This is a genomic window from Ktedonobacter robiniae (assembly GCF_016587375.1).
Classification (GTDB): Bacteria; Chloroflexota; Ktedonobacteria; order Ktedonobacterales; family Ktedonobacteraceae; genus Ktedonobacter; species Ktedonobacter robiniae.
In genome coordinates this window covers 279,702-299,803 of the sequence record NZ_BNJG01000001.1, presented here as the reverse complement: position 1 = coordinate 299,803, position 20,102 = coordinate 279,702, and the positions used below count along the sequence as shown (strand labels likewise).

12 protein-coding genes are annotated in these 20,102 nt (G+C 54.1%); 5 read left to right on the top strand and 7 right to left on the bottom strand.

Going from position 1 to position 20,102, the window contains the following annotated elements:
* Window positions 1-154 precede the first annotated feature (154 nt).
* The 5 genes from JMJ04_RS01250 to JMJ04_RS01230 all read right to left on the bottom strand — a co-directional run bounded on the left by JMJ04_RS01250 (window position 155) and on the right by JMJ04_RS01230 (window position 7,325).
* Window positions 155-2,506, bottom strand: a complete 2,352-nt coding sequence (locus tag JMJ04_RS01250; RefSeq protein WP_201368755.1) for a glycoside hydrolase family 3 N-terminal domain-containing protein — start codon at window positions 2,504-2,506, stop codon at window positions 155-157.
* A 150-nt stretch (window positions 2,507-2,656) separates the two neighbouring features.
* Entirely contained in the window at window positions 2,657-3,556 is a 900-nt protein-coding gene (locus JMJ04_RS01245) for a carbohydrate ABC transporter permease (RefSeq protein ID WP_201368754.1), read from the bottom strand.
* 12 nt (window positions 3,557-3,568) lie between these two features.
* On the bottom strand, window positions 3,569-4,537 hold the full coding sequence (locus JMJ04_RS01240; RefSeq protein ID WP_201368753.1) for a carbohydrate ABC transporter permease: 969 nt from the start codon (window positions 4,535-4,537) through the stop codon (window positions 3,569-3,571).
* A 211-nt stretch (window positions 4,538-4,748) separates the two neighbouring features.
* Window positions 4,749-6,050, bottom strand: a complete 1,302-nt coding sequence (locus JMJ04_RS01235; RefSeq protein ID WP_201368752.1) for an extracellular solute-binding protein — start codon at window positions 6,048-6,050, stop codon at window positions 4,749-4,751.
* A gap of 228 nt (window positions 6,051-6,278) precedes the next feature.
* On the bottom strand, window positions 6,279-7,325 hold the full coding sequence (locus tag JMJ04_RS01230) for a LacI family DNA-binding transcriptional regulator (RefSeq protein WP_201368751.1): 1,047 nt from the start codon (window positions 7,323-7,325) through the stop codon (window positions 6,279-6,281).
* Window positions 7,326-7,801: 476 nt separating this feature from the next.
* On the opposite strand from JMJ04_RS01230, the gene JMJ04_RS01225 reads away from it, so the two are divergent.
* Entirely contained in the window at window positions 7,802-9,322 is a 1,521-nt protein-coding gene (locus JMJ04_RS01225) for a glycoside hydrolase family 43 protein (protein WP_201368750.1), read from the top strand.
* A 240-nt stretch (window positions 9,323-9,562) separates the two neighbouring features.
* A complete protein-coding gene (locus JMJ04_RS01220; RefSeq protein WP_201368749.1) occupies window positions 9,563-10,135 on the top strand; it encodes a peroxiredoxin family protein in 573 nt (190 codons plus the stop codon).
* Window positions 10,136-10,224: 89 nt separating this feature from the next.
* Here JMJ04_RS01220 and JMJ04_RS01215 read toward each other — a convergent pair whose 3' ends face one another.
* Window positions 10,225-10,821, bottom strand: a complete 597-nt coding sequence (locus JMJ04_RS01215) for a hypothetical protein (RefSeq protein ID WP_201368748.1) — start codon at window positions 10,819-10,821, stop codon at window positions 10,225-10,227.
* A gap of 401 nt (window positions 10,822-11,222) precedes the next feature.
* Here JMJ04_RS01215 and JMJ04_RS01210 point away from each other — a divergent pair, with 401 nt between their 5' ends.
* Together JMJ04_RS01210 and JMJ04_RS01205 are read left to right on the top strand one after the other, a co-directional pair.
* Window positions 11,223-13,133 (top strand): glycoside hydrolase family 6 protein, encoded by a 1,911-nt coding sequence (locus tag JMJ04_RS01210; RefSeq protein WP_201368747.1) that lies wholly within the window; start codon window positions 11,223-11,225, stop codon window positions 13,131-13,133.
* A gap of 278 nt (window positions 13,134-13,411) precedes the next feature.
* Window positions 13,412-14,353 (top strand): helix-turn-helix domain-containing protein, encoded by a 942-nt coding sequence (locus JMJ04_RS01205; protein ID WP_201368746.1) that lies wholly within the window; start codon window positions 13,412-13,414, stop codon window positions 14,351-14,353.
* A 252-nt stretch (window positions 14,354-14,605) separates the two neighbouring features.
* On the opposite strand, the gene JMJ04_RS01200 is transcribed toward JMJ04_RS01205, so the two are convergent.
* Window positions 14,606-16,678, bottom strand: a complete 2,073-nt coding sequence (locus JMJ04_RS01200; protein WP_201368745.1) for a glycosyl hydrolase family 28-related protein — start codon at window positions 16,676-16,678, stop codon at window positions 14,606-14,608.
* Window positions 16,679-17,919: 1,241 nt separating this feature from the next.
* On the opposite strand from JMJ04_RS01200, the gene JMJ04_RS01195 reads away from it, so the two are divergent.
* Entirely contained in the window at window positions 17,920-19,839 is a 1,920-nt protein-coding gene (locus JMJ04_RS01195; RefSeq protein ID WP_201368744.1) for a glycoside hydrolase family 30 beta sandwich domain-containing protein, read from the top strand.
* Window positions 19,840-20,102: the final 263 nt, after the last annotated feature.

Below are 20,102 nucleotides of genomic sequence, written 5' to 3'. Positions count from 1 at the left end.
GGCACACCTCCAGGCGTTCTCGTGTCATAGTTCTTTTCTCTTGCTCAAATGTATTGCTTTCAGCGATGGGAGTAAATATGTCTACCTGGATAAAGGAAGAATCCCCGTAATGTATCCGGTCCGGGGGAGTGTCAAAGCCTGATAGAGATAAAGTCTAACGAATATGTACTGTCGTCTCCACAACTTCGCGTTGCTTATATTCGACAAGCGGGCCGTCGAGGATAAGCGTACTTTCTGCTCGGATATCGGCAGAGGAGGCGCCAACGCTAAAGGTAAACGCGCCAGGCTCGGTGACGAAGCGCATGTGTGGATCGTAGAAGGCCAGGCGAGAAGGATGGACGGTGAAGGTGACCTGGCGGCACTCACCAGGTGCGAGCGAGATGCGCGCGAAGCCGAGCAGCAGGCGATCAGGTCGGGCCACTGAGGCGACATTATCGCGTCCATAAAGCTGTACTACCTCATCGCCAGCGAATGTGCCAGTATTCTCAACCTCAACGGAGATCACGATTGGTTTGGTGATATCCGTCGCATGCACGCTCAAATCGCCGTACGTGAAGGTGGTATAGCTCAGGCCATGTCCAAACGGAAAGAGTGGCGTGGGTGGCGAGTCGATATAATCGCCGAAGAGTGGTATACGATCCGCGCCGGCGCGCTGGCCCGCGAAGATTGGCACCTGGCCGACCGAACGTGGGAGAGTGACGGGCAGGCGGCCCGCAGGATTGACTTTGCCGGTGAGCACGTCGGCCAGACCATGGCCGCCCTCTTCGCCAGCCGGGAATAGCTGGAGCAGTGCGTTGGCCTGGGACGCGACGCTGGCTAGCGTATGCACGCGCCCACTGAGTACGACCACTACCAGTGGTGTGCCCGTGCCAGCGAGGAGATTGATGAGCTCGGGCTGCATACCTGTGAGGTCCAGGCTGGTGGAGTCGTTGCCTTCGCCTACAGTGACGGGACGCAAAAGGCCGCTCTTGCCGGCCACCACTGCTACGATTATATCGGCCTCGCGCACGATCTGTAACGCATCCTCGAAGCCTGATGTGTCGTTGCCCAGCACCTCGCAGCCTCTGGTGTAGGAAACTTCGACATCGGGTAGCGCGGCACGCAGCCCGGCCAGTGGCGTAACATGAGGCGTGAAGTAGGGGCCGGGCGCATAGTTCCCCGCCGTCTGTGGGATAGCAAGACCCGCGATCTCAACGTCCTGTGCCGCCTGGTAGAGTGTTTCCTGGTGCGATGGGTAGTGATAATCGCCTTGCAAGAGCCGCTCGTCATCTGCACCGGGACCAATCACCGCGATGCGTTTGATTGTCGGAGCTAGCGGGAGCACGCCATCGTTGGTGAGAAGAATAGTTGATTCAGCAACCGCCCGGCGCGCCAGTGTGCGCTGCTCAGGAGTTTCGAAGATCGTGTGGGCTACGGCATCATCGACATACGGCTGCTCAAAGAGCCCAAGCTGGAATTTCAGGCGCAGCACGCGGCGCACTGCCGTATCGACCACTGCTATGTCAAGTCGTCCGGCCTCTATCTCGGCCTTGAGCGGCTCTCCGTAGCAGTCCAGGACTGGCAGTTCCATATCGAGGCCGGCCAGCAGAGCCAGGCGTCCTGCTGCTCCGCGGGTTGCGGCCACACGATGATAGTCCATGAGCTGGTTCACCGAGTCGTAGTCCGCTACAACCGCGCCAGCAAAGCCTAGTTCCTCGCGCAGCAGGCCGGTCAGAATAGCCGGGCTGCTAGCGCAGGGCAGGCCATCGACCGAGGTATAAGAATTCATCACTGTGGCAAGCCCGACATTGCGGATGACGGCAGCGAAGGGCTCAGCATAGACCTCGCGCAGTTCGCGTGGGCCGAGTTGTACTGGTCCCCAGTTACGCCCACCATCTGACATGGCATAGCCCAGGAAGTGCTTGCCTGTCGCTGCTACACCCTGACGCAAATCGTCGCTCTGCAACCCTCGCACATAGGCGCTACCGAGCGTGCCGATTAACACAGGGTCTTCGCCATACGTTTCCTCAACGCGTCCCCAGCGGGGATCGCGGGCCACATCGAGGACTGGCGCCAGGGCGTGACGCGCGCCCACAGCGAGCATCTGGGCACGGATCACCTCGGCCACCTTCGTCATCAGCGCGGGGTTCCAGGTTGCGGCCAGCCCAAGAGCTTGAGGAAACACTGTCGCATCGCGATGGGAGAAGCCGCCCGTTGCCTCTTCATGCACAATGACAGGGATGCCCAGGCGCGTCCGTTCAAGGGCGACTTTCTGGATCTCGTTCATAAAGGCAGCACTCTCGCGTGGGTGCAGGCCGGTGGCGGCACCAATCCGCGTCACCTGCCCGATCCCATGCGGCATTTGCCTGGCAACCTCTTCCGGGTCAAACGTGCCCGCGCGGACAAAAGAGGTGCTCCAGAGACAGCCGAGCTGCGCTAGCTTCTCCTCAAGCGTCATCAGAGAGAGTAAATGCTCAACCCGCTCCTCAAGCGAGGCATGGGGATCGCGATAGGATGGCGTGGACATAGAACTAGAGATGCTCCTTTATATAGTGAGAGAGAGAAACAAGCATAGTCATTTTGCACAAGAGAGCTCTTCAGTGAAGCCAGGCAGCAACAAGCAAGATGCCTAGTCACTGATCGCGCCTTTTCCCTGGAAAGTCCGTGCGTAAAATGGCTACCCTTTCACAGCGCCGGCCGTTAAACCAGCAATCAGATGGCGTTCCGCGAAGAGATAGAAGATCAGAGCGGGAATCATCATGAGCGAGATATAGGCCATGACCGCAGCCCAATCGGTGCTATGCTCGCCCTGAAACTGCATGATTCCCAGTGGCACAGTCCACTGACTGGAGTCGTTGAGCACAAGGAGTGGGAGTAAAAAGTTATTCCAGCTTGCCACGACGTTCAACATAACAATCACGGCCAACGAAGGGCGGGCCAGAGGCAACAAGATGCGCCAGAAGAAATCGATATGCGTTCCTCCATCAATATACGTGGCATCTTCCAACTCACCTGGAATGGCCTGGAAGAAGTTGCGCAGGATCAGGATTGTTGTTGGCAGGGCAAAGGCCGCTTGTGGCAGGATCACAGCCCACAATGTATTCAGCAGTTGGAGATTGCGCAGAGTAATGTAGAGCGGCAAAATGGCCATAGCGAATGGGAGCAGCAGGCCAATCAGCAGGATATTGAATATTACTTCGCGCCCCCGGAAAGGCATGCGCGAGAAAACAAAGGCTGCTGGGCAGGCGACAACGAGTAGCAAGACCACCGTCGAGATGGTTACAATCAGGCTATTCGCTAGTGATTGCCAGAAGACGCCCTGGCTCAGAACAGCGGCTAAGTTCTCCCAGTGCCAGACCGTCGGCAGCGAGAATGGCGTAGTGCTCAACTCAGCTGTAGTCTTGAAGGCTCCCAGGAAAGCCGTCAGAATCGGAACCAGCATAAAGATGGCGACCACGACACATATCAAATAACGTATAGACAATCCAGCTATATGTTGTAGTTTTACGCGTTGTTGTATGCTCGTGTTTTGTTGCTGCCTACTACCAACGTTTTGTTGCTGCCTAACGTACAACATCAATTTTCTCCTTTATGCGGTTGGCCCGGTGACGCTGCCAGCCAGGTCTTTGCTCATCACGAAACGCTGATACGTCAATGCGAACACAAGGCAGATCAGAAACATTAGCACGCCTACCGCACTGCCGTAGCCCATTGCAAAGCTCTCGAAACCGCTTTTCATCAGATAGGTCGCCATGGTTTCGGTGGCATGCACTGGGCCGCCGTTGGTCATGATCCAGATCAGATCAAAATATTGCAGAGAACCCAGCGCTGACAGCAGGATGGTCAGACGAATGGTGCTGCCCAGCAGCGGAATGGTAATATGGCGTACAGTCTGCAGCATGCTGGCTCCATCGATCCGCGCGGCCTCGACAAGCTCGTCGGGAATATTCTGAATCGCGGCGGCGTAGAGCACCAGGGAGAGCCCCAGATATTTCCAGGTCATCGTCATGAAGATGGCGTAGAGCACCACATGGGTATCGGCTATCCAGAGCGGACTCTGAGAACCGGGGAACAGGTGCTGCCAGACTATGGCCAGAAGCCCGTTCGGCTGGTAGATAAAGAGCCAGATGACGCCCGCTACCACATCGGAAAGAATGTAGGGCATAAAGAAAATCATGCGGAAAATAGTGCGACCGGGGAGCGTTTTGCCAATGATCAACGCCAGGATGAGAGCGAGCGGCAATTGCAGGGCTAGCGAGAGCACCAGGATGATCAGATTATGCTCGAGTGCTAGAAGAAATGTCGCACTTTTAAGGGCTGTGACGAAATTACTCAATCCGACGAAATTCGTCAGGGGCCCCAGGCCACTCCAACTCCAGAGGCTATAATAGGCAGCCTGGACGATTGGAAACAGCACAATTATGGAGTAGAGCACGGCACAGGGCAACAAGAAGAGCACAATCGTGCTAATATACTTGGTTCTTCTACGCCGGAACTTAGCAGGTTGCGGCAGTATCGGCGTGTCCGTCGTGCTGCGGGAGCCAGTGATCAGTTGCATCCGAGAATCCTTTCCAACGCTCTTCAGCGAGCCTGGATAGCGGTGCCGATCCATGGCGCGGACAGCGAAACAGCGCCCTTGCGCTGTCCTCTCTGTCCGCGACAGATCAGCATCCGCACCCTTTTCCGTAAGAGTCGGTGTAGGAGCAAGCCCCTGCACCATCGGGCTTTTTATGCCCTGTAACTCTTTCGGTTGTGCGATACAGATAAACCTATTGATTCAATGACGAAACTACCGCATCATCAATTGCCTTGGCCGCAGCCTGTGGGGTGACAGTTTTGGCAAACAGGCCCTGTATCTGATCCAGGAGTACCTGGCCGACCGCTGGGGGAAGGAACTGATCATAGTAGAGCTGGAAGTAGGGCGCAGCAGCGGCCATCGCATCGACTTCCTTTCTCAGTGGATCGGTAACGGCAGCCTCTGCTGTTTTGATCGGTGGTACAGAAATGTTTTGTGAGACCATCGTGGCTGCATTTGTCGCGTTGGTCATGAATTTCAGGAAATCGGCTGTCTCCGCTAGTGGGGCGTTCTTGCCGATCGCGTAGCCGCCGCCACCGCCCATCACGTCGGTTGGGTTGCCAGCTCCACCTTCGACCATTGGAAACGGGAAGAGACCGAAATCCGGGCCTTTTTTATCAGTGGCTACCCCCTTGTCATTGCCGGGAGCCCATTGACCCATCAATTCCATAGCGGCCTTACCATTGCCCATCACGGTCTGCTGATCAGTATAGGATCCTCCCAGATAGCCTTTTTGAAAGGGATTCAAAGCAACGAGCTCCTGTAGACGCACACCTGCTTGCACAAATGGTGGATCGGCGAACGACCCTCCTCCTGTGCGGTTATATGCTTTATCAAACGCGGCTTTGCCGCCCAGACGCACCGCCAGGTAGGTCCAGTAGTACATGGCCGGCCATTTGTCTTTCGCACCCAGCCCGATAGGAGTGATGCCTGCGGTCTGCAGCTTTTTGATCGTCTGTAAGAAATCGGTCCAGGTTGCTGGTGGTGTCGTGATGCCTGCTTTGGCGAACAGTGTCTTGTTATACCAGAAGCCGACCGCACCATTATCGGTAGGAACAGCGTAATACTTGCCATTATCGCCATAGACGTTCAAAGCCGATGTATCGAACGAGCTACCCCAGCTCCCCTGGAGATAAGACGATATGTCTTGTACCAGTCCGGCCTTCGCGTATTGCAAAAGCACGCCGCCGCCCCAGGTCGAAAAGAGGTCCGGGGGTGAACCTGACTGCATGACCGTTGTAAGCTTCTGTTTAAACGCATCGTTTTCGAGGACGGTAATCTTGAACTTCACGTTCGGATGAGCCTTCGTGTACTGATTGGCAAGGCCCTGCATGAACGATTTGCCCGGCTCACCGGTGGTGATATGCCACCAGTTAATAGTCACTGGCCCGCCGGAGGAGGAAGAAGAAGACCCACAGGCCGCCAGCAGCGAAGGTATCGACAGGGCCGCGCTTGCCGCGCCTATAGATGATGCAAGAAAATCGCGTCGTTTCATAAGGTTGTATGCTCCCTTCAAAAATACACATGGAGAGTAGTCCGACTCTGGACAGACAACAACCGGGTTCGTCACTATCGTTCTCGTTGTCGTTGTTCCCTACCAGGAAAATACATCAAGCATGATGGCACGACCATACGACAGGACGAATAACCAAGAACCTCAGGAAAAGTAAGACCTCCTTTTCTTTTGTAAAAAAGCGCGTACAATGCCAGGTCAAATAAGGATTTACGACGAGAGGGCCTGGCACGACTCGCGGATAATCAGGCGGGTTGGTAGTTCGATGCGCTCGATTTCCGCGTTGGGGTGTGCAATATATTTCAAGAGGAGATGAGTCGCACTTCGTCCCATCTCTTCGAGAGGCTGGCGAATCGTTGTCAGCGCTGGATGGACATAAGAGGCCTGGGGGATATCATCGAAGCCCACGATTGATAGATCCTCAGGGAGGCGCAGTCCGCGCTCTCTGGCGGCCTCCATGACTCCGAAGGCCATCATATCGTTGGACGCAAAGATTGCGGTAGGCCGCTCAGGCAAGCTGAGCAACTCCTGGGCGCATTGATAGCCCTGTGGCTGAGTAAAATCGCCCTCGCAGATCAGGTGCGAATCGGCGGGAATGCCATGGTCCTTCAGAGCCGCGTGATAGCCATCCAGGCGATCGCGCGCGCTGCCTAATTCCATCGTGCCGGTAATAAACCCGATGCGCTGGTGTCCCAACGAGAGTAAAAAGGACATCGCGTCATAGGCTCCGCGAAAATTGGTTGCTGAAACAGATGGGACGTTCTGTTTATTGCTGAGGTAGTCTACGATCACATGCGGAAACTGGCGCTGGCGCAGTGTATCTAAATATGCCGCCGCGTTGCGCGGCAGAATCAGCAGCAGACCATCAGCTAGCCCGCGCGTAAGCTTGGTTACGTAGGCCGATTCCTTCGTCTTGCGCCGGTGCGTTGTATAGAGCATCAGATCGTAGTTTTCGGCGTCCAGAGCTTCATCGATGCCGCGAATAATTTCATCAATGTAGCTGCTGCTGAGGTAATCGACCAGCAAACCAACGACCCGCGACTCACCTCCGGCCAGGCTGCGTGCCTGCATATTGACTACGTAACCGAGCTGAGCCATGGCCCGCAAAACACGCTCACGCTTTTCAGGACTCACATGAGCTTTATTATTGATCACACGCGAAACCGTCGCATATGACACACCGGCTTCATCGGCAACATCAACAATTGTGATTTCGCGCGCCATCTGGCCCCCTTTGTCCGTCTCTCTCTGCCGCAAAATTTGTGCTCCTTCAACATTGGAGGATGGATTGCCTTTGCCTGGATAAGCCATCAAAAACAGCAGCCAGGCTGTTTGCTCGATCCCTCCGCAAGGGGATGAATTTGTAAACGTTTACAATCTCTGCTCCAGTAATACCATAGACTCTCGTTTACTGTCAAGACTTTTTGCGGCTCTTTTCCCGTGCAGCACAAAGAAATCATAGAAATACTGAAAAGAGAGGGCATTGCAGGGTATCTCTCCTCTCTTACCAGCGCACGAAAGGCCCTCCCAGAAGCCTCTCTTTCATCATCTTACCCGTATTTTAAAGTGCCTGGAAGAAAAATGACACTTGCTCCTAGAATTGCTGCTAGTTCTTACATACATAGTTCTGCACTTTTTTCACAGAGGTTGACAGCAGAGAAGAAATAGAGTATATCTTCTGTAGGATTTGCAAACGTTTGCAAAAAAACAATTCTGCATACAAGGTATGTGCCATGACTGAGAAGTTGACCTATACAAATCCGGTGCTACCAGGCTTTCACCCTGATCCGAGCGTGTGTCGTGTTGGCCAGGAGTATTACCTGGTGACGAGCAGCTTTGAATATTTTCCCGGTGTCCCCATCTTTCACAGTCGTGATCTGGTCCACTGGCGCCAGATCGGGCATTGTCTGACACGCGCCAGCCAGGTGCCGCTAGCAAATATTGGCGCTTCGCGAGGCATCTTTGCGCCGACCCTGCGTTATCACGCGGGGCGTTTTTATATGGTGACGACGAATGTTTCATACGGTGGCAATTTTTTTGTGTATGCAGACGACCCGGCTGGCGAGTGGTCCGAGCCAATCTACCTCAAGCAAGGGGGCGTCGACCCTTCGCTCTGTTTTGATGAAGGGCATGTATACCTAACCAGTGCCGCCGCGTGGGAGCCCCATGGGATCTTACAATGTGAGATCGATCTTGCCACCGGAGAGCAGTTGACTGAGACGCGCACGGTCTGGGCTGGCACGGGCGGGCGCTGGCCGGAGGGACCACATCTTTATCATCTAGGTGAGTATTATTATCTGATGATTGCTGAAGGCGGAACTTCATATGGGCATATGGAGACGTTGGCGCGCAGCAAGAGTCCGTGGGGGCCGTTTGAGGCCTGTCCACATAATCCAATCTTGACCCACCGGGATGTGGATACCAATCCCATTCAATGCATTGGCCACGCGGATTTGATCCAGGCTCACTATGACAGCTGGTGGCTCGTGTTGCTCGGAGTACGCCCGCGCAATGGTCAGTATCACCTTGGCCGTGAAACTTTTCTCGCACCGGCCAGCTGGACTCCAGACGGCTGGCTCCAGGTTTCCTCGGATAACATGCTCGCTCTCACCATGCAGGCCGAGACACTGCCATCCTATATCTGGCCGAAAGAAGATACGCGCGATGACTTTGACGAACCTAGTCTGCGTTTCTGCTGGAACTTCTTGCGCAACCCCGATGCCGCGAGCTGGTCTCTCAGCGCGCGTCCTGGTTGGCTGCGCCTGTATGGCTCAGCGTTCACCCTCAATGATATGGCCTCTCCGGCCTTCGTGGGCCGGCGCCAGGAGCACTTTGCCTGTCTAGCCAGATCCCATCTGTGCTTTATTCCCGCCCGCGACGGTGAAGAGGCCGGTCTGACTGTATTGATGAATGATCAGCACCACTATGAGATTGCGCTCACCCGCCTGGAGGGCCAGGTGCAGGTAATTGTGCGCCGGCGCATCGGCGATCTCAGCGCGCTCGTTGCCTACGAGCGGGTCGACACAGAAGAACTGGAATTAACTATTCAGGCCGACGCAGATATGTATACTTTCGCGTATGCCCTGCCTGGCCAGGATACGCGTATCCTGGCCAGGGGTCTGGCGCGCTACCTTGGAAGCGAAGTAGCCGGCAGCTTTACCGGAGTCTACCTTGGCATGTACGCTACCAGCAATAACCAGGATCCAAGCGCGCCAGCGGATTTCGACTGGTTTGACTATGTGCCGCTGGCGTGAGGTGTCTGGTACTCAGCGACGCTCTTTAACACATCGGCTGACTCTCTTGCAACACAGCCGAAATCAGTTTCCATACGTGACACTTTGATCAAGGGTATGCAGTGGCAAAGAGCATTCAATGCCAATTGCATTTAGGGGAAGAAGCCTCTCACTCTGCGTGTTATAGAGAAGTAAGCAGTCAAGCTTATAGTAGAGATGTGACCTTCCAGTATTCCACCTATAACACAAAGGAGATCTAGCGTGCGAGCAGATATTATTCCCGGTGCGCAATTTCCCGACTATGAACTGACCGATCATACCAGAACCCGGCGTAAGCTTAGTGAGCTACAAGGCATCGATCCGATGATCCTGATTCTCTCACGTGGACACTACTGTCCCAAAGACCACCAGCAGCATCTAGAACTGGCCGCGTTCTATCCCAAAATAGCCGTCGCTTATACCCAGATCGTGACTATCTCGACGGACAATATTCTGGAGTCAAACGAGTTTCGTAGCGCGGTGGGGGCGCAATGGACCTTCCTCTCTGACTCAGGTCGCAAGGTCCAGCAAGACCTGGATATCCAGGAATACACCGATCCCCACCATAATCCTATGATCCCACATACCATCGTGCTGGAGCCAGAGCTGGTGATCTACAAGATCTACAATGGCTACTGGTTCTGGGGGCGCCCGTCGCCTGACGATCTTCGCCAAGATTTACGCGCCATTATGCAGAAGACACGCCCCGACTGGGATCTTGCCAAACCCGGTCTCCGCGAGAACTGGGAGGGCAACAAGACCTTGCATTATCCCTACAAGGCAGCCAGGCAGTAATCTAAGCATTCTTGTGGATAAAGGGCATGCCAGCCGCACGACGAGGCCGTGCGGCTGGCATGCCCTTTATCCACAAGAGGTGGTCTTATTCATCGCGTTGTAAAGGTAAACGACTGCAACATTTGCATAAAGCTCACATTTGCCTGGCCAAATGTTGAGGTTGGCCCATAGTACTCGACCTCATACGTCACGGTATTTTTCGACTGAGGAGGGAAGTTTGTCACGAGAAGGAAAAGATTTCCCTGCACGCCAGGATCGGTAATCGCCAGGCTTCCCGTTGCGCTCCGCTGAATCCAGGTCACTTTGCCCGTGGTGAAGGTTTGGGGAGCGGATATGTCCTGTGCGTTTGCCAGCAGCGTGCCCTTGAAGTGGGACATGGCTTGATCGGCCACCACACTGGCATCTGGCTCACCTGCTCGATCGGGATCGGCAAAGATGGCCAGCACATTTCTCCCCTGAGGATCGGCAAACGTCACCTGGTTGCCCGAAGCGTGCACTCCCCAGTTCGATGGGTAATTGAGTGTGAAGCCCGCTCCTTGGTACGTTCGCAGCGTCACTACTGGAGTTGGCTTTGGCTGCGGATCACTTGTGGTAGTGTCACCGCAGGCCGCCAGCGCCGTTAGCAGGAACCAGATGCTCAAAGCCAGCGTTGTGTATCGGGTAGCCCGTTTCCAGAACAAAATCATAAGCGAAAGATGCTCCTCCTGCTCTTAATGGTGTCCACTTATCCCGTTCCGCTCACAGTGGTACAGAAGAAAAGTATACGGTTTCTCTCCAGGAAAGCCACGGCACATACGAAGCATCCAATCGACAGATAAGAGGCAGGTCCCTAAAGGACATGCTGTCTCACTGCTGATCAAGTGTCTTCTATCTGTTCTGGTTTGTTTCCCCACCGCCTTCTATCATTTGTCTATAGCCGTACTCGCTCACATGAATGATGCCAGCAACGCCGGAGCTGGCATCTGGTAGAGATGAATTGCGGCATGTGCCAATCAAGGATGAGAAGGTATCAATGAAGCAAACGCTATATGTGAGAAAGGAGGTAACCAGGAGCGTTTGCCTTAGTTTCACCCAAAGGAGGGGGAGAATGCGCGAATTTAAGCGCGATTTCTCTGAGAGCGGATTGCGAAGATCCCTGCTCAAAAGACCACTTCGCAGTCTGGGTTTGCTTACCTGTATGCTGCTCATCGCCATGAGCAGTCTTTTTCTGTGGGTGACGCCCACGCACGCAGCCTCGTATTGCCAGGTGACTTACACAGTGACCAACCAGTGGACTGGCGGCTTCGGGGCGAGTTTCACTATCCAGAATACCAGCGGCTCCACCTGGAGCAACTGGACGTTGACCTTCGCTTTCCCTGCTAGCGGCCAGCAAGTCACACAGCTCTGGAATGGCAACTATACGCAGTCTGGTCAGAACGTCTCGATTACGAATCTGTCGTATAATGGTTCTGTCCCGGCCGGTAGCACAGTCAGCTCAGAGCCTGGCTTCAATGGCTCATGGACGACGAGCAATCCTGCGCCGACCAGTTTCTCTATTAATGGAAATGTTTGTACTGGTTCTGGCGGTGGCACTCCCACACCAACGCCCACGAATACGCCCACCAACACGCCCACTTCGACACCAACCAGTACACCCACCAGCACGCCAACCTCGACACCTACTAGCACGCCGTCCCCAACCCCGACCGGTACTCCCGTGACGGGTGGTGGTCACGTACAAAATCCGTATGCTGGGGCGCAGGGTTTCCTCAACCCCAACTACGTTGCGGAAGTGAAGGCTGCTGGGGCCTCTGTGGGTGGCACGCTTGGTGCGAAGGAGGCAGCAGTCGCCAATTATCCAACGGCCATCTGGCTCGATAGCATGGCGGCAGTCACCGGTGGAACAGGTTACACCTCTAGCCTGCTTGATTACTTGAATGCCGCGAAGACACAGGCGGCCAGCAGCAGCCAGCCGATCATAGTGACCATTGTCGTTTATGATCTGCCTGACCGCGACTGTGCAGCCCTCGCCTCCAACGGTGAACTACAGATCGCCAACAATGGCCTGCAGACCTACGAGCACAACTACATTGATGTGATCGCGTCTGATTTGAGCCAGCCGCAGTTCTCCAACCTGCGTGTCTCGGCGATCATTGAGCCAGATTCCCTGCCGAACCTGGTTACCAACCTGAATATTCAGAATTGTGCTGACGCGAACTCCAGTGGCGTCTATGTGCAGGGGATTCAGTACGCGCTCAACAAGCTACACGCGATCCCGAACGTGTACAATTTCCTCGACATCGCTCACTCCGGCTGGCTCGGCTGGAATAGCAACTTCCAGCCATTCGTCAATCTGGCCACCAGTGTGGCAAAAGGCACGACCGCGGGAGTGAGCAGTCTCGATGGCTTTATTAGCAACACGGCCAACTACACGCCAACCGTTGAGCCATACATGACTGCCAACCAGCAGGTTGGTGGCCAGCCAGTGCGCTCGGCGAGCTTCTTCCAGTGGAACACGTATATTGACGAACAGAGTTACGACGTTGACATGCGCAATGCCTTTATCGCTGCTGGCTTCCCCAGCACCATTGGCATGCTGATCGACACGTCGCGTAACGGTTGGGGTGGTCCTAAGCGTCCGACTGGCCCGAGTACCTCGACTGACTTGAACACGTTTGTCAATGCTACCAGGATCGACCAGCGCATTGCCAAGGGTAACTGGTGCAACCAGCCCGGCGGCATCGGCGCTCGCCCAGTCGCCAATCCAGCAGCAGGCTTTGACGCCTATGTCTGGATCAAACCACCCGGTGAGTCCGATGGTTCTAGCTCGCTGATTCCGACTGGCCCGAACAACCCGACTGGTAAGGGCTTTGATCGCATGTGCGACCCGACGTTTGGCGGAGACGCGCTCAACAACAACATGCCTACTGGTGCCATGGCCAACGCCCCGGTCTCGGGAGCATGGTTCCAGGCGGGATTCGATACGCTCGTTTCCAACGCCTACCCGGCTTTCCCGTAAATCGGCTCCACCCCTTTTCGCGCTGGCAAATTCCAGCAAACGGCTCATTCATCCCCCCATTATTCATATGGGAGATGAATGAGCCGTCCTTCTATTCACTTTCTATTCACTTTCCTCTTTCCTGTTGATTTCTCTGGTGCTTCATGATAAAGAGTTGTAAGGGGAGAAATGGAATAAATGGGTGAAAACAATTAATTGGGATAATCCATTGCAGAAGATTTTGTGAGCAAGATGCTACTCAATCGAACGTTTACGGCAAGAGGCTATTGGAGGGATCTATGGCATCTAATCATCGTTTGAAACAGGTGCGTGAACTACGAGGTTGGTCGCAGGCAAAGGTTGCTGAACAAATCGGTACAGACGCAACAACTGTGAGCCGCTGGGAACGTGGACTCTTTTCGCCCACTCCATATTTTCGCGAGAAACTCTGCGCACTTTTCGATCAGAATGCCGAGGAGTTGGGGCTACTGGAGAGTTCGCGTCGATTATGCGAGGAAGGATGTGGTGATCTACCTCTCCAACCGCCTGGTATTCTGTCCTCACCGCACGCACATGGGGAGCGGTCGAGAGAAGAAATTTGCGAGGAGGAGGCCATTCCGCCCGTTGTGCCTTCCTGTACGTATATCGTTCATATACGTCCTGATCATAGGACGCTAGGTATTGCGCTGGCCCTGCTTGTTATCTCAGCCTTTTTTCTAGGGGGCTTTTCATTCAAAGAGATGTATCCTCTCGTTTCACCCTCATCCTCAGGCGTTCATGCTTTCTTGCCCACTCAGGAAAACGTAAGCACCAAGGGAAGGGTGCCTGATAGATCAAGTAACCGTACAATACCACTCTTGACACCTACACCATCCCCTGCCCCATCTCCTACGCCTGCGATATCTTCTGTCTCCGTGATACCCTCATCTTCCTCTCTCGAAGCCGAGGCCGATCCCAGAAATTTAACTCCTCAGGAGTGTAGTCTGGAAACACTTGGCTACAGATGCGATGTGAAACTCTGGTTCTATACCAACGGACAGGGGGCATCTTCCTGGATCTGGAAAACTGGCCCCGCGACGCTCCCAGTACAGTTTACCCCGCTTCAGGGAACAGGTCAGCCAGGGCAACCGTGCCAGTTGACACTCTATATCCATAGCACGCCGGGCCAGCGTGGCCAACTGACATTTACAATTACTTCCTCGGTTGGCAACGCTACCGCAATGGTAACCTGGCAGGGATAGAACGTGTGGGCTTTCTTTGGAGGGGTCCCTACGCCTCGCGAGGGTATTGCTCACCCACTACGATCCTCGCCGAGGCATCTCTCTAGAGGATGCAACCATAACAACGGATAGGCTCGTTTCGGTGTTGAATGATCAAACCAATCAACACCGAAACGAGCCTATCCGTTTTGTTTCACCCCTTTTGTCTTGCTCCTTGCTCCACATGAGTAGCCAGAAAAATCAGAGATGACTCATAGTTCGCGATCTGACCGCTTACCAGGCGGAGGGAGGTGGAGGAGGGACGACTGGCGGCCGATCGTTGCAAGTGATTGTGTTTGGCAGCTCCCACGGTGCGAGCCAGGGACCGGTGGTCCCGCTTCCGGTGTTGCCGCCGAGGTCGGTCACTTGGAACTCTGAACCCGCCGACGTGAAGTGGAAGGAGCCGCAGTTGTTGATGCCGACGGCCCCGACGTTGCGCGCGATGACGTTTTGGAACGTTGCGCTTCCGGCGGAACGTGCACTCAACACCGACGTGCCCGTTCCATCGACGTGGATGTCCTGGAAATGGACGTTCGAGATGGAGTAGAGGTCCTTTACTGGAAAGTCGGAAACCATCAGGATCGCGTTATACGTGTTCTGCAGGAAGTTGTCGCCGCTCACCTCGATGTCCGCCGTGAGAGAGCCTTCGAGCGCGTAGAGCCAGATCGCGCCAAGGCCAATCTGCCAATTGAGCTCGAACGAACCGGCCCGCACGGTCGTGTTGTTCGTGAAGCGGAGGTAGCCGGCGAACGGGGTCGAGCCGAAGCGCGATCCTGCGTGGAGGCCGCTGCCCTCGCGCACAGGGTCTGCGACGATGTTGTTCGACACGGTGTTGTTGTGGCCGCCGTAGATAGCAATTCCGTTCGCGAGCACCGGGTTCTGCACCGTGTTGTGGTCGAACACGTTATTGGCATCCTCGATTCCGGGCTGCCCGTCGACCGCTTGCGACCACATCGCGAGTCCATCATCACCTGTATTGCGAATGAGCGAATTGACGACTCTCGAGTTTGTCACTCCCTGGTGGAAGTTAATGCCGTCCGCGATCTGGTCCGCGATGACCGTGTTATCGATTGTCGCGTTGTTCATCGGCCCATCGAGCCAGATGCCAACTTTCGTGTGATGGATGTAGAGGCCATCGATCGTCGAGTCGTTGAGTGCCCCGCCGATACCGTTCACCTGATCGGTGTCGATTCGCTCTCGGACGTCGCCCTCGATTGCGAAGTTCGACAGGTGCACGTTGTGACTCCCGCCGTCGGCTGCGTACTTGCCGTAGAAACCGACGCCCGTGTGCACGGAGCCGTCGGGCGCCGGTGAGGCGAGCGTGACCTGATGGCCTTTGACGATCGACCACCAGCTGCCAGCGCCTTCGATAGTGACATTATCGACGATGATGTGCCTGTTCACCTGGAACGTGCCGGCCGGGATATAGACCGTCTTACCTGAGGCTTTCGCCACCTGAATCGCGCGATCGAACGCATCCGCGGAGTCCCGAATGCCGCTCGGATCGGCGCCGAAGGTGGTCACGGAAACGGAGTGTTTCGGCTGCGGTGCGGGATCGGCGATCTCCTGAAAGTCGGCGAGGTCGATGACCGTCCACGCTGCGTTCGAATCGGCAGGCATGGTCAGGCGGACGACGTCTCCCGCCTGGTAGGTGTTATGGAGCGGCAGGCGCTGCTCGTCGTAGAAGTGCATTGGCCTGAACGGTTTCGTTATGGTAGGTGGCGGTGTCGTAGAAGCCGGAACGCACGAGCATTCGGTGATCCACCAGTCCGGGTGTAGCAAGTCCGCATTCGGGTCGTTCGTGAACGGATATTGGTTGTAAAGCCATGAGTACTTCGAGGTCAGCGCGATCGTATGCGGATGCGTGTTCTCATGGCCGTTGTGGTCCACGCTCACGGTCAACGGGACGTTGATTCCGCCGCCGGTAGGAGCGTCGGGAATTGCGTAGCGGATAGTCACCGCGTTCGCCCGCTGCGTGAGCGTGAACGCGACAGACTGGCCAGGCGTGAGCCGCAAGGCTTGCCGGCCTGATGCCTCGCTCGACAGCGTGTAAGCCGACGTGTCGAACGGGAGTATCGTCCCGTTCGTCGTGGCGTTCTCGGCCTCCTGCTGGACGATACCGAGCTGGGTGCCGCGTCCTGCGACGAGCGATGGGTCGATCGCGGCGACGGTCACGCGTGGGGAAGTCGCGGCTCTGACAGCCGCGTGGGGAAAAGGTACCACCAGACTGACGGCGCTTACCAGCATAAGCAAAGCAACAAGCCTCGCCAGCCTCTTTTTGCGCCTCGTGCGCACAATGTCTTGCATAAAATATATTCCTTTCCGCTTATTCCATTAAGGCCCTGGAAGTATATCCTGCTGGGTATTGATCCTCCTTTCATCCAAAAATGTGGGCATTGCAAAGCCGCTTTTGTAAAAGAGAGCATGTATGTTGGTTGAATCAATTCCTAGAATTGCGACAAATAATAATGTGGTTCTTATGTCATGCCGTAAGCATGTTAGATAGCATTCTTCAACATGAACATGCTCGAAAAATAGATCGTGTAAGTCAGACGCCTAGAAGGACAGGGAGAAAAACGAGCCGTGATATGGGTGGTGAGTTCGCATAAAATACTATGGCTTAAAGTGTTCCCTGGCTTCTGACACGCCGCAAAGGCATCAGCTTCATAGCTTCAAAAAACCTCCTCACAGATAGTTTCTTTGTCAAACGTCGACAAAAGAATAAAAGGAGCCAGAGAAAGAGCTATTGCTCAAATGGGAGAAAACATACGAATAACAAACGCTCCCATTACTGCAGAACGGCTATCTCCTGGCAGTTCTTTCAGCCAAAGAGACAACTGTAATGCTCGCCATTGTTCTGCTCTCATTCATAGAGAAAAAGGGGTAACGTTTACTCTTCCTTATAGAGAAAATTAACATAGAAAAACATCATTGTCAAGAAATCGAGGGTGTTTCTCTTTCTGCTTTCTAAGATTGAGCAGTCAGGTCTGACTAAAATCGAATATCAGGCCAGGTTAATTGGCATTTTAGATCACTTTGCATCTCCATATGGAAAAGCAAATTAGGTGAACGTTTACCTAAAAAGCGTATAATCTCCCTCACCAGGAAGCAAATGTGTTTCCTGGTAGGATGAAAAGCTCTGGAGTGACACTCCGGGAGACGCAAACTTTACCTCTCCCTCTCTCTACAACTAGAAAAAGGTTTGAAGACAGAATACAGTTTAGAATGCCCCTGAGGGTGCCATCCTACTATGAGGGAAGTGTAGGTGGACCATGGTATAGAGGTCTAGACATATTGACATTTGGGAAGGAGGATAGGTATATTTTGTAGAGCGCTAGTATTGTGTAGGAATGCTGATAAAGGCGCTATACATATCTGGAAAAGACAAATACATTAGGAGGATTGAATGCGTCTTGATGCAACCCCATTGGGGAGAAGGGGGTCTCATGCTATCGACGGAATAATGATGTTTAGTCAACCCGCATTATGGGGAAGGAGCCTGTTGCATTTGTTTGTGTCCGACCGACAAAAGTATCAAGGAGGATTATATGTTCTGGTCGACCTTTTTGCGCAAAGTACCTGTACAAGTACTTCATATTACCGTGATCTGTATTGTTATCGTAAGTAGTGTCTTTGCCCTCTTCTTGAGTACGTATCAGGCGCATGCTGCTGGCGAAACGGTTAGCGTGTGGCTCACCACCGGCGATCTGAGCACACATCTTGCGCAACAATCTAACCTCACGTTTTCCTCTAGCAACACTTCTGGAAACGTGATTACCGTCAACGAGAATCAGACCTATCAACAGATGGATGGCTTTGGAGCCTCTTTTACAGACTCCTCGGCGTGGCTTGTCTACAACAAGATGAGCAGTAGCCAGCGTTCTACATTGATGAATAATCTCTTTAGTAGCAATAGCGGCATTGGTCTGAATTTCCTCCGCCAGCCTATAGGCGCTTCAGATCTCACGCGGCCAGCTCCTGCCGTGGGTGAGTATTCGTATGATGACATGCCTAGTGGACAGACCGATCCAACACTGGCGCACTTCTCCATCGCCCACGATTCCGCTTACATCATTCCAGTGCTCCAACAGGCGTTGCAGATCAACCCCGCTCTCAAGATTATGGGCACGCCCTGGAGTCCTCCTGGCTGGATGAAGTCGACTGGCTCGATGGAGGGTGGCACACTCAACACGAGCGCCTATAGTGCCTATGCCAACTACTTCGTCAAGTACATTCAGGCATATCAGGCACAGGGACTGCCCATCTATGCCATTACACCGCAAAACGAGCCTCTCTATGTGCCCAATGGCTATCCTGGGATGTCTTTTCCGGCGAGCGATGAGACCAACTTTATCAAAAATAGCCTGGGGCCGGCCTTTGCCAGTAACGGCATTACAACGAAAATCCTGGGTTACGATCACAACTGGGATCAATCAGGCTATCCTACCACCATTCTGAGTGACTCAACCGCCAATCCCTATACCGCTGGTACCGCCTGGCACTGTTATGGTGGTACTGTCGATGCGCAGACGTCGGTGCATAACTCGTTCCCCAACAAAGATACCTGGGAAACCGAATGTTCTGGTGGATCATGGGAAAATAGCAATGGCTTCCCCAACACGATGTCACTGCTGATCGGCGTTGTGCGCAATTGGGGCAAGTCGGTTGTCCGCTGGGGCATGGTGCTCGATCCCAATGGCCAGCCGAATCTCGGTACAGGTGCGGCCTGCTCCACCTGTCGTGGCGTTGTCAGCGTGGATCAGAACAATGGCAACGTCACGTATAACGGAGATTACTACGGTCTGGGGCAGGCCAGCAAGTTCGTCATCCCTGGTGCCTACCATATTGATTCCAGCGCTGGTAGCAATGGCATTCAGAATGTCGCCTTCAAGAATCCCGATGGAACCAAAGTACTGGTTGCCTATAACTCCGCATCCAGCAGCCAGACCTTCAATGTGCAGTGGGGCGGGGAATCGTTTGCCTATACACTGCCAGCGGGTGCAGCTGTAACCTTTAAATGGAGTGGAACACAAACAGGTGGTGGTTCTGGAGCTCCGGTGGGCCATACCATCTGGCTCAAAACAACGAACAATAACAACTATGTGAGCGCGCGAACTGACCAAAGCAATACGCCCCTGGATGCAAACGTGACCCAGGTGCAGGCCTGGGAAGAGTTTGATGTGATTGATGCTGGCAATGGACTCATCGCTTTGAGGGCACACGCGAATAACAACTATGTGAGCGCCCGCAAAGATCAAACCAATTCGCCGCTGGAAGCAATTGCTACGCAGGTACAGGCCTGGGAAGAGTTCATGTGGCTTCCACAGAGCAATGGGACGGTCTCCTTGCAAGCCGTGGCCAATAACAACTATGTGAGCGCACGAACTGACCAAAGCAATACGCCCCTGGATGCAAATGTGACCCAGGTACAGGGCTGGGAGCAATTCACGTGGGGGCAGGTGTCGTAGTGATGCAAGGTTGTGCGATTGAGAGGTGCGATGCATGTTGTTGCTAGAGACGACTCTCAGAGACCCGCTCTTTTGGTAGCACAAAAAGGATCTGGCAGAACACTTCTGCCAGATCCTTGCACGAGCGATACTGGGTGTGTCGCGCTGTGATGCTTTTGCCTAACTGGCCCCAAGCCTGGGAAGATGTCCTTTTTCTTGTAACTATTCAGATGGGGTGGCATAAAAGCATTATTTCATGCAAACAAGGCAATGAAGATTGCCTT